The sequence below is a fragment of the Phycicoccus sp. CSK15P-2 genome, from assembly GCF_016888005.1.
Taxonomy (GTDB): Bacteria; Actinomycetota; Actinomycetes; order Actinomycetales; family Dermatophilaceae; genus Phycicoccus.
Genome location: NZ_JAFDVE010000019.1, coordinates 126,327 through 137,460, shown reverse-complemented (window position 1 = coordinate 137,460; position 11,134 = coordinate 126,327). Strand labels below are relative to the sequence as shown.

The following is an 11,134-nucleotide window of genomic DNA, read 5'->3' as shown; positions in this document are numbered from 1 at the left end:
GCGAGGCGATGACCGCCGGCGCCGCGACCGGCGCGGCGTCGGTCGCCTGGCTGCTCGTCGCGCTGCCGCTGCTCGGCGCGGCCGTCCTCCTCCTCGGGGGGCGCCGCACCGACAAGGCGGGGCCGCTGCTCGCGACGGGCCTGTCGTGGGCGAGCTTCGTCGTCGGTGTGGTCGTGCTGTTCCAGCTGCTCGGCCAGGCCGCGGAGGAGCGCGCGCACCACCTGACGCTGTGGAGCTGGGTGCCGGCGGGGTCCTTCGACCTCGACCTCGGCCTGCTCGTCGACCCGCTGTCGATGGCGTTCGTCCTGCTCATCACCTTCGTCGGCTCCCTCATCCACGTGTACTCGATCGGGTACATGGAGCACGACCCCGACAAGCGGCGCTTCTTCGCCTACCTCAACCTCTTCGTCGCGGCGATGCTGCTGCTCGTCCTCGCCGACAGCTACCTGCTGCTCTTCGTCGGCTGGGAGGGCGTCGGCCTCGCGTCCTACCTCCTCATCGGCTTCTGGAACTGGAACCCGGCGTACGCCACGGCGGCCAACAAGGCGTTCTTCGTCAACCGGGTCGGGGACCTCGGGCTGTCCATCGCGATCATGACGATGTTCATCAGCTTCGGCGGGGTCGACTACGCGACGGTGAACGAGGGCGTCGCCGGGGCGAACCAGTCCACGCTCACCGCCATCGGGCTGCTGCTCCTCGTCGGGGCGTGCGGCAAGTCGGCGCAGTTCCCGCTGCAGTCCTGGCTCGGCGACGCGATGGCCGGCCCCACCCCGGTCTCGGCGCTCATCCACGCGGCGACGATGGTCACCGCCGGTGTCTACCTCGTCGTCCGCTCCCACGTCATCTTCGACGCCGCGCCGGACGCCGCGCTGGCCGTGGCCCTCGTCGGCGCCGTCACGCTGCTCTTCGGGGCCGTCGTCGGCTGCGCCAAGGACGACATCAAGAAGGCCCTGGCGGCCTCGACGATGAGCCAGATCGGCTACATGATGCTCGCCGCGGGGCTCGGCCCGGTCGGCTACGCCTTCGCGATCTTCCACCTGCTCACCCACGGCTTCTTCAAGGCCGGGATGTTCCTCGGCGCCGGGTCGGTCATGCACGGCATGAACGACCAGGTGGACATGCGCCGCTTCGGTGGGCTCTCCGGCGCGATGAAGGTCACCTGGGCGACCTTCGCGCTCGGCTGGCTCGCCATCCTCGGCGTCCCGCCGTTCTCCGGCTTCTGGTCCAAGGACAAGGTCATCGAGGCCGCCTTCGTCGGCGAGGGCTGGCAGCCCTGGGTCCTCGGCGGGGCCGCGCTCGTCGGCGCCGGCGTCACCGCGTTCTACATGTCCCGGCTGTTCTTCATGACCTTCCAGGGAGACAAGCGCTGGACCGACGACGTCCACCCGCACGAGTCGCCGCTGCTCATGACCGTCCCGATGACGGTCCTCGCCGCCGGGTCGGCCTTCCTCGGTCTCCTCCTCGCGTGGCCGTTCGCCGAGACCGCCCCGATCGTCTCGTGGCTCGAGCCGGTCGTCGGCGAGCACGGCGAGGAGCACCCGGTCATCGCCGTGCCGCTGCTCATCGCGCTCACCCTCGCGTTCGTCGCGTTCGGCATCTTCCTCGCGTGGCGCCAGTACTGGCAGGCCGAGGTCCCCGACGTCGCCCCGCGTGGCTCGGTCCTCACCCGCGCCGCTCGCGTCGATCTCTACCAGGACGCCGTGAACGAGGGCCTCTTCATGCGCCCCGGCATCCACCTGACCCGCTCGCTCGTGTTCGCCGACGCCCGGGGCGTCGACGCCGCGGCCGGGGGTACGGCTGCGCTCGTCGGTGGGTTCAGCTCGCGGCTGCGTCGCCTCCAGACCGGCTACGCCCGGTCGTATGCCCTGACGATGCTCACCGGCGTCGTCGCCGTCCTCGGTGCTCTGTGGGTGATCCAGTGACCTCCCTGCCCCTGCTCACGCTCATGATGGTCGTGCCCCTCGTGGGCGCGGTCGTCGTCGCGGCGCTGCCGGCCGGCACGGCCCGGCTGGCGAGGCCGCTCGCGCTGGGCGCCTCCCTCGTCACCCTCGTCCTCGCGGTCCTCGCCTGGGTCGCGTTCGACTCCGGCAGCGACGAGATGTTCCAGCTCACCGAGACGTACTCGTGGATCCCGCAGCTCGGGGTCTCCTACGGTCTGGGCGTCGACGGCATCGCGCTCGCGCTCGTCGTCATGGCGGCCATTCTCACCCCGGTCTGCCTGCTCGCGGCGTGGGACGACGTCACGCCGGTACCGCTCGGCGACACCGAGGACGACTTCGCGCAGGCCGAGCACGTGGCCGCGACCCGCACCAAGCGGTACTTCGCGCTCATGCTCGTCCTCGAGGCCTTCATGGTCGGCGTCTTCGCCGCCACCGACGTCTTCCTGTTCTACGTCTTCTTCGAGGCCATGCTCATCCCGGTGTACTTCCTCATCGGGCTGTTCGGCGGGCCCCGACGCCAGTACGCCGCGGTGAAGTTCCTCCTGTTCTCCCTCGCCGGCGGGCTCGTCATGCTCGTCTCGGTCATCGCGGTCTACTTCGCGGGCCCGGGTGGCGAGGACGGCTTCCTCGTCCAGAACCTCGTCGGCAACGTCACCGGGTCCCCGGAGGCGCTGCGGTGGATGTTCGTCGGGTTCTTCATCGCGTTCGCCGTCAAGGCGCCGATGTGGCCGGTGCACACCTGGCTGCCGGACGCCGCCACCGAGGCCCGCCCTGCCACGGCCGTGCTCCTCGTCGGCGTCCTCGACAAGGTCGGCACCTACGGGATGATCCGCTTCTGCCTCCAGCTCTTCCCGGAGGCCTCGCAGTGGGCGACCCCGGTCGTGCTGACCCTCGCGGTCGTCTCTGTCGTCTACGGCGCGCTGCTCGCCATCGGCCAGACCGACATGATGCGGCTCATCGCGTTCACCTCGATCAGCCACTTCGGCTTCATCGTCCTCGGCATCTTCGCGATGACGAGCGTCGGCGGCGCCGGCTCGACGCTGTACATGGTCAACCACGGCTTCTCCACCGCGGGGCTCTTCCTCATCGCCGGGTTCCTCGTCGCCCGCGGCGGCAGCAAGCGCATCCCCGACTACGGCGGGTGGCAGCGGGTCACGCCGGTGCTCGCCGGCACGTTCCTCGTCGCGGGCCTGTCCTCGCTCGCGCTCCCCGGGCTGTCGTCCTTCGTCTCGGAGTTCCTCGTCCTCCAGGGCACGTTCATGCGCTACAAGGTGGCGGCGGTCGTCGCGGCGCTCGGCATCGTCCTCGCCGCGCTGTACATCCTGCTCATGTACCAGCGCACCATGACCGGGCCGAAGCCCTCGTTCCCGGACGACGCGACGCCGCGTGACCTCTCCGGCCGCGAGAAGTGGGTCGTCGCGCCGATCATCGCCTCGTTCGTGGTCCTCGGCTTCTACCCCAAGCCGGTCCTCGACATCGTCAACCCGGCCGTCGACACCACGATGCGGATCGTCGGGGTCACCGACCCGTCCGCGGCCGCCGAAGCCTCCGGGAGTGCGAAGTGATGCCCGCCGCGATGCCCACCGCGTTCGAGCAGGTGTCGGTCGACTACCTGGCCATCGCCCCGATGCTCGTCGTCGTCGCGGGCGCGCTGGTCGGCGTGCTCGTCGAGGCCTTCGCGCCGCGGGCGCTGCGGCACACCATCCAGGTTGCCCTCACCGTCGCCACGCTCCTCGTGGCGCTCGTCGTCCTCGCGGTGTGGAGCCGCGGGCACCTGGCGATCACCCTCGGCGGCTCGATCGCCATCGACGGCGTCGCGCTGTTCCTCCAGGGCACCTTGCTCGCACTGTCGGTCATCGGCGTCCTCGTCATGGCCGAGCGCTTCGGGGGAGTGGGTTCGGACGCCTTCACCCCGATGGGCGCCTCCACCCCGGGCTCGGCCCAGGAGGACGCGGCCACCCGCGCCGGCTACGCCACGTCCGAGGCCTTCCCGCTGACCCTCTTCGCCGTGCTCGGGATGATGGTCTTCGTCGCCGCGAACGACCTCATCACGATGTTCGTCGGGCTCGAGGTCCTCTCGCTGCCGCTCTACGTCATGACCGGCCTGGCCCGGCGGCGCCGGCTGCTCTCCCAGGAGGCGGCCCTGAAGTACTTCCTCCTCGGGGCCTTCTCGAGCGCGTTCTTCCTCTTCGGAGCGGCGCTGCTGTACGGCTACGCGGGCTCCTCGGACCTCTCCCGGATCTCGTCGGCGATCCAGACCAACGGCGGCGACCTCGACGGTCTGCTCCTGCCGGGCGTCGTGCTCACCCTCGTCGGACTGCTCTTCAAGGTCGGCGCCGTGCCGTTCCACTCGTGGACCCCGGACGCCTACCAGGGGGCCCCCACGCCCGTGACCGGCTTCATGGCGGCGTGCACGAAGCTCGCCGCGTTCGGCGCGATCCTCCGGCTCACCTACGTGGGCGTCGAGGCCAACCGCTTCGACTGGCGGATCGGCGTCGTCGCCGTCGCCATCCTCACGATGGTCGTCGGGGCGGTCCTCTCGGTGACCCAGACCGACGTCAAGCGGCTCCTGGCGTACTCGTCCGTCGCCCACGCCGGGTTCATCCTCGTCGGCGTCCTCGCGTTCTCGCAGCAGGCGATCGGGGGCGTGATGTTCTACCTGATGGCCTACGGCGCCACGACCATCGCGGCCTTCGCCATCGTCACGATGGTGCGCCAGGACGGCTCGGAGGCCTCGCACCTCTCGCAGTGGGCCGGCCTCGGGCGCAACCACCCCGTCGTGGCGGGCGCCTTCGCGTTCCTCCTGCTGGCCTTCGCGGGCATCCCGGCGACGTCGGGCTTCATGGCGAAGTTCGTCACCTTCGCCCCGGCCGTGCAGTCCGGCACCTCCGGTGTCGTCATGGTCGTCGTCGGCGTCCTCGCCTCGGCCGTCACCGCCTTCGTCTACGTCCGACTCATCGTGCTCATGTACTTCACCGAGCCGGTTCCGGGCGTCGTCGCGCTCACCCCGTCCGTGCCGTCGACGATCGCGATCACCGTCGGCGTCGTCGTCACCCTCGTCGCGGGCGTCGCGCCGTCCTGGATCCTCCAGCTGGCGGGCAACGCCTCGACGTTCCTCCTGTGACCCGGGCTCGCTCCGTGGCGGCACAGCGTGGGACCCCTTCCGTCCTGTCCCTCCCCGGGGCCGGAGACGGGCTCCGTCGGCGGCTCTCCGACGGTCTCGCGGCGGTCGAGGAGCTCATCGCGCGGCGCGTCGACCACGAGGACCCGTTCATCGCCCAGGCGAGCTCGCACCTGACCCTCGCGGGCGGGAAGCGCTTCCGGCCGCTGCTCACCCTGCTCGCCGCCGAGCTCGGGGACGGCGCGGGGGAGCAGGTCGTCGCGGCCGCGGCGGGCGTCGAGCTCACCCACCTCGCGTCGCTGTACCACGACGACGTCATGGACGAGGCCGACGTGCGGCGGGGTGCGCCGAGCGCCAACGCGCTGTACGACAACTCGACGGCCATCCTCGTCGGCGACCTCCTCTTCGGGACGGCCTCGGACATCGTCGCCGACCTCGGGCCGGAGGCCGTGAAGATCCAGGCGCAGACGTTCGTCCGGCTCTGCTCGGGCCAGATCCGCGACGACCGCCCCTGCCCGCCCGGCGAGGACCCGGTCACCTACTACCTGCGCGTCCTCGAGGACAAGACCGGCGTGCTCATCGCGACCGCCGCCCGGTACGGCGCGATGTTCGCCGGTTGCGACGCCGCGACGGTCGAGACGATGCGCGAGTACGGCGAGCGACTCGGCATGGCCTTCCAGCTGGCCGACGACCTCATCGACATCGCCTCCGAGGCGGACGAGACCGGAAAGACACCGGGCACCGATCTCCGCGAGGGCAAGCGCACCCTGCCGGTCATCCACGTCCTGGCCTCCGAGGACCCCGCCGACGCCCGGCTCCAGGAGCTTCTCACCGGGGACCTCGGCCCGGACGCCGCACTCGAGGAGGCCCTCGGCCTGCTCCGGGTGCACCCCGCGATGGAGCACGCCCGCGAGCACGCCGTGGCCGTCGCGTCCCGCGCGCAGGAGGTCCTCGCGCCCCTCCCGGAGAGCGACGCGAAGGACGCCCTGCACGCCCTCGCGACCGGCGTCGTCACCCGCGTGGGCTGACCCCGCCTCGTCCCGGCACGCGCAGCTCCCGAGCACGTGCTGCCGGGAGCTGGGCTCCGGTCCTTGGTCAGCAGAGAGGGATGGGCCCGGCGACCTCGAACTCGTACCTGAGCGCATCCGGGTCGGCCCAGCCGTTGACGCCCGTCGTGGTGTCACGGACGAATATCCAGACGACGCCGTTGGTGTTCCTCTGGGCGCAGTGGACGTCGATGCCGTGGCCCGGGTAGCCGAGGCCGAGGCGGTCGCAGTTCGTGTAGGGGCCGCGCCGGATGGCGGTCCCGTTGCCGAACGAGAAGTCGCCGACGCTGTAGCGGTCGGGGTGGGTGTTCCAGCCGGAGCAGTGCGCCGGGTCCGCTGCCGCTCCTCCGGCGGGCGCGGCCACCAGGGTCGCGAACAGCACGGAGATCGCGGCCATCACTCGAGATCGCATGGCGTGTCCCTTCTGTCGTGTGATGCCGAAGGGTGCAGCAGGCGACTCATCGCCATGATCGAGCCCCCGACCCCCCGGCGGCGCCCGCATCCCCCGCGGGCCGCTGCGACCGAGAGTAGACCTCCCGTGCGGCCTCGCAACCCGGGAGCGATAGCGTCTGGCGCGTGACCTCGGCACCGGACGACGTGATCGGGGGCTGGGATGCCGCGACGGCGGGGCTGGCTCCGCCGCTCGTCGTGCTCGACCTCGACGCCTACGAGGCCAACGCGGCCGACCTCGTCCGCCGTGCGGCGGGCCGTCCGGTCCGGGTGGCCTCGAAGTCGCTGCGCTGCCGGTGGGTGCTCGAGGACGTGCTCGCCCGCCCGGGCTTCGCCGGGGTCATGGCGTACGCCGCCGCGGAGGCGGTGTGGCTCGTGACCTCGGGGGTCCGCGACGTGTTCGTCGCCTACCCGTCGGTCGACGCCGAGACCCTGCGGGCGGTCGCCGCGGACGACGACCTGCGCCGCGAGGTGACGTCGACGGTCGACTCCGCGGAGCACGTGCAGTGGCTCACCGACACGCTCGGCCCCGCGGCGCGGGGCGTCGGGGTGGCCGTCGACGTCGACTGCTCCGTGCGCGTCGGGCGGGCCCACCTTGGCGTTCGTCGCTCGCCGGTGCGCACCCCGGAGGACGCGGTGGCGGTGGCCCGAGCAGCCGATGCCGCGGGGCTTGAGGTCAGGGGCCTGATGTTCTACGACGCCCAGGTTGCCGGGCTGCCGGACTCGCCCGCGGTGCGCCTGCTCAAGCGGCGCTCGGTGGCCGAGCTGCGCGAACGCCGGGCCGCGGTCGTGGCCGCGGTGCGCACGGTCGCCGACCTCCGGTTCGTCAACGCGGGCGGGACGGGCAGCCTGCACACGTTCGGAGACGACACCGCCGCCACCGAGCTCGCGGCCGGGTCGGGGCTGTACTCGCCGACCCTCTTCGACGGCTACGACGCCTTCTCGGCCCGTCCGGCCATGGCCTACGCGCTGCCCGTCGTGCGGCGCCCGGCGTCGGGGCTCGTCACGGCCTTCTCCGGTGGCTACGTCGCGAGCGGCCAGCCTGGATGGTCCCGGGTCCCCTCGCCCGTACGGCGCGGGCTGTCGCTGCTGCGCACCGAGGCCGCCGGGGAGGTGCAGACCCCGGTGCGAGGTGACGTCGACGGGCTCGCACTCGGCGACCGCGTCTGGATGCGCGGGGCGAAGGCCGGCGAGCTGCTCGAGCGCTTCGACACCCTGCACCTCGTCCGGGGTGGCGAGCTCGTCGACTCGGTCCCCACGTACCGCGGAGAGGGGCGTACCTTCGGATGAGCACGACCTGGCGCAACTGGGGCGGCAACGTCGAGGCACGGCCCGCGGTCGTCACCGACGTGTCGAGCGTGGGTGGCGTCGTCTCGGCGGTCCTCGGTGCCGCCCGGGACAGGCGCACGCTGCGGGTGGCGGGCAGCGGGCACTCGTTCACCCCGCTCGTCGCGACCGACGGCGTGCTGCTGCGGGTCGACGGGCTGCGCGGAGTGGTCGGCGTCGACCGCGACACGAGACGGGTGCGGGTCGCCGCCGGGACTCCCCTGTACGAGCTCAACCCCGCGCTCCGGGCGCTCGGCCTCGCGCTGCCGAACCTCGGGGACATCGACCGGCAGACCGTCAGCGGGGCGATCGCCACGGGCACGCACGGCACGGGCCTTCGCCTCCAGGGGATCGCCGCCGCCGTGAGCGGGCTGACGCTCGTCCTCGCCGACGGCTCGGTCGTGCCGTGCTCCGCCACCGAGGAGCCGGAGCTCTTCGAGGCCGCCCGGGTGGGGCTGGGGGCTCTCGGCGTCGTCGTCGAGGTCGAGCTGCAGTGCGTCCCGGCCTTCCGGCTGCACGCCAAGGAGTCCGGCGAGTCGCTGAGCGAGGTGCTCGCGGAGGTCCACGAGCTCGCCGAAGCCCACGACCACGTCGACATGCACTGGTTCCCGCACACCGACCGCGTCCTCCTCAAGCGCAACGACCGGGTCGGCCCAGACGAGGGGCCCGGGCCGCTACCGGCCTGGCGGCGCCGGCTGGACGACGACCTCCTCGCGAACCGCGTCTACGAGGGCGTCAACCGGGTCGTGGCGCGGGCCCCCGCCATCACCGGACGCGTCAACCAGGTGAGCGCCCGGATCCTCGGCGCGCGCGAGTACGCCGACGACTCGTGGAAGGTGTTCTGCAGCACACGGCAGGTGCGGTTCGTCGAGAGCGAGTACGCGGTGCCGATGGCCTCGGTCGTGCCGGTGATCGACGAGCTGCGGGGCTGGTACGGGCGCACCGGGGCTCCGGTGCCGTTCCCGGCCGAGGTCCGGTTCGTCGGGCCGGACGACGTGTGGCTGTCGACCGCCCACGAGCGGGCCAACGCCTACGTCGCGGTGCACCAGTACCACCGGATGGACCCGCGCCCGCTGTTCGCCGCGTTCGAGGCCATCGTCGCCGAGCACGAGGGGCGGCCGCACTGGGGCAAGGTGCACACCCTCGGGGCCGAGCGCCTGCGCGAGCTCTACCCGCGGTTCGACGCCTTCCTCGCCGTCCGCGACCGGGTGGACCCGCAGCGCCGCTTCAGCAACGACCACCTCCGGCACCTCCTCGGTCACTGAGTCGCTCGCTGCACACCGCCCACCGTGGGCCTGCGGCCTTCGTGGGCAGCGGAGAGACGTCCGTTCGTGGTGTGCGTGATGACACCGGGCTGGGGGTGATCGCCCCATCTTTCGCACCACCGGCGCCGCCGGACGTCGGCCCGACGGATGTCACCGGTCCGGCGGTCACACTGCGCATGCCAAGGGTCGGCAACTGCGTCGATCCGATCAGGGATGATGAGCAGATTCTTTGGTTGTCGCTCGGCGAGGTGAAGTGAGGTGACCTACATCCCGAGCAGGATCGAGCCCACGCTCAAGTTCGGATCTGCTGCGTCTGGGCTCGTGTCGGATCTGACCGAGAAGACACCCAGCCAGCGGGGGCGTGGGCTGGCAAGTCCATCGGGTCCACACAAGCCCGGTGGTTCGCAGTCAGTTCGCCGCACTTGGTCGCGCCGCTCCGGCTTTCAAGAACGGCGGCTATTCGAACGCGACGACGAGGAGGGAAGGGCCTCATGAGCCCGACACCAACCGGAAGCATTCACCACATCGAGTTGTGGGTCCCCGACATCGACCGCGCCTCCGCAGAGTGGGGATGGCTACTGACAGTGCTGGGCTACCAGCCCTTTCAGGAATGGCCCGGCGGACGCAGCTGGCAGCTCACCGACACCTACATCGTCATCGAGCAGTCACCCGACATGCTCGATGCACCCCACGACCGGAAGCGCCCCGGGCTGAACCACCTGGCTTTTCACGCCGGAGACCGAGACTGCGTCGATGCCCTCGCTCTGGCTGCCGCAGACCACGGCTGGACGCTCATGTTCGCCGACCAGCACCCGCACGCCGGCGGCCGACAGAGCTACGCCGCCTACTTGTCGAACACGGACGGCTACGAGGTCGAACTCACGGCGAGCAGTCCGTGAGGACGTCTGCAGCCAGGGCCTGACCAGCTCGTCCTGGCGCGGAGACACCGCGGGGCGTCGAGGTGGAGGAATGCCATGGGGACGACACCAGGGCCTACCCATGACAGGGCCCGTCACACGGTGGGCTGGGGGCACTCCGGGTCGGTGCGACGCAGCGCCCGCCGGCGGGCCCGGGCGGCGGTGACCGAGTCGTAGGACAGACAGAGCAGCGCGACCCAGACGACGGCGAACCCGACCCAGAGCCGCCCGGAGACGTGCTCACCGAGCACGAGCACCCCTACGAGCAGCTGGAGCACCGGGGTGACGAACTGGATGAGCCCGATGGTGACGAGCGGGACGCGCCGGGTGGCCGCGGCGAAGAGCAGGAGGGGGACCGCGGTGACGACGCCCGAGAGCACGAGCAGCGCGGTGTGCCCTGGCCCGTCGGTCGTGAAGGTCATCGCTCCCCGCTCCGAGAGCACGAGCAGCACGACGACCGCGACCGGGGAGAGGGCCGCCGTCTCGGCGGCGAGCGACCGCATCGCGGTGAGCGAGGCGCCGACCTTCTTCTTCGTCAGGCCGTACAGCCCGAACGAGAACGCGAGCGTCAGCGGGATCCACGGCACCACCCCGCCCGCGACGGCGAGCCAGACCGAGGCGAGCGCGCCCACGCCGACCGCGACCCACTGCAGCGGCCGGAGCCGCTCGCGCAGGACGACGACGCCGAGCGCCACGGTGACGATCGGGTTGAGGAAGTAGCCGAGCGCCGCCTCGTAGGTGCGGCCGCTGAGGACCGCGAGGACGTAGATCGTCCAGTTCGTCGCGATGAGCAGCCCGGCGACGGTGGTCCCGGCGGCGAGCCGCGGTGACGACGCCAGCCGGCGCACCCATCCTCCGTCCCGGCGCAGCCCGAGGACGAGGGCGCAGACGGCGAGCGTCCACAGGATGCGGTGCGCGAGCACCTCGAACGCCCCGGCCGGGGCGAGCGCGGCGAAGTAGAGGGGGAACATCCCCCAGATGCCGTAGGCGAGGAATCCGTAGGCCGTCCCTCGCCGCTGATCGCCGTCGGGAGAGGACACCGGGACCGTGACTTCTGCTCCCACGGTCC

At 71.7% G+C, this 11,134-nt stretch carries 10 protein-coding genes; 8 read left to right on the top strand and 2 right to left on the bottom strand.

Annotated elements, in window-relative coordinates; all coding sequences use genetic code 11:
• Positions 1–8 precede the first annotated feature (8 nt).
• Genes nuoL through JQN72_RS11755 form a run of 4 tightly spaced genes read left to right on the top strand, consistent with a single transcriptional unit; the run spans position 9 to position 6,089 of the window.
• Positions 9–1,922 (top strand): NADH-quinone oxidoreductase subunit L, encoded by a 1,914-nt coding sequence (gene nuoL / locus JQN72_RS11770; protein ID WP_204135424.1) that lies wholly within the window; start codon positions 9–11, stop codon positions 1,920–1,922.
• Positions 1,919–3,505: an NADH-quinone oxidoreductase subunit M gene (locus JQN72_RS11765; protein ID WP_204135382.1), complete on the top strand. Its 1,587-nt coding sequence runs from the start codon at positions 1,919–1,921 to the stop codon at positions 3,503–3,505. Before nuoL ends, JQN72_RS11765 begins: the two co-directional genes overlap by 4 nt.
• An 11-nt stretch (positions 3,506–3,516) precedes the next feature.
• Entirely contained in the window at positions 3,517–5,064 is a 1,548-nt protein-coding gene (nuoN, locus tag JQN72_RS11760) for an NADH-quinone oxidoreductase subunit NuoN (RefSeq protein ID WP_239100537.1), read from the top strand.
• A 14-nt stretch (positions 5,065–5,078) separates the two neighbouring features.
• Positions 5,079–6,089 (top strand): polyprenyl synthetase family protein, encoded by a 1,011-nt coding sequence (locus JQN72_RS11755; RefSeq protein ID WP_204135380.1) that lies wholly within the window; start codon positions 5,079–5,081, stop codon positions 6,087–6,089.
• A gap of 67 nt (positions 6,090–6,156) precedes the next feature.
• Here the strand turns inward: JQN72_RS11755 and JQN72_RS11750 are convergent, their stop codons facing one another.
• Positions 6,157–6,519, bottom strand: coding sequence for a hypothetical protein (locus JQN72_RS11750; protein WP_204135379.1), 363 nt, complete (start codon positions 6,517–6,519; stop codon positions 6,157–6,159).
• A gap of 164 nt (positions 6,520–6,683) precedes the next feature.
• On the opposite strand from JQN72_RS11750, the gene JQN72_RS11745 reads away from it, so the two are divergent.
• The 4 genes from JQN72_RS11745 (at position 6,684) to JQN72_RS11730 (ending at position 10,047) form a co-directional block, all read left to right on the top strand.
• Positions 6,684–7,847, top strand: a complete 1,164-nt coding sequence (locus JQN72_RS11745; RefSeq protein ID WP_204135378.1) for an alanine racemase — start codon at positions 6,684–6,686, stop codon at positions 7,845–7,847.
• Complete coding sequence (locus tag JQN72_RS11740) at positions 7,844–9,148, top strand: D-arabinono-1,4-lactone oxidase (protein ID WP_204135377.1); 1,305 nt, start codon at positions 7,844–7,846, stop codon at positions 9,146–9,148. The genes JQN72_RS11745 and JQN72_RS11740 overlap by 4 nt, the downstream gene beginning before the upstream one ends.
• Positions 9,149–9,219: 71 nt before the next feature.
• Positions 9,220–9,405 (top strand): hypothetical protein, encoded by a 186-nt coding sequence (locus JQN72_RS11735; RefSeq protein WP_204135376.1) that lies wholly within the window; start codon positions 9,220–9,222, stop codon positions 9,403–9,405.
• A 234-nt stretch (positions 9,406–9,639) separates the two neighbouring features.
• Positions 9,640–10,047 (top strand): VOC family protein, encoded by a 408-nt coding sequence (locus JQN72_RS11730; protein WP_204135375.1) that lies wholly within the window; start codon positions 9,640–9,642, stop codon positions 10,045–10,047.
• Between the two features lie 113 nt (positions 10,048–10,160).
• Here JQN72_RS11730 and rarD read toward each other — a convergent pair whose 3' ends face one another.
• On the bottom strand, positions 10,161–11,129 hold the full coding sequence (rarD, locus tag JQN72_RS11725) for an EamA family transporter RarD (RefSeq protein WP_307812639.1): 969 nt from the start codon (positions 11,127–11,129) through the stop codon (positions 10,161–10,163).
• Positions 11,130–11,134 lie beyond the last annotated feature (5 nt).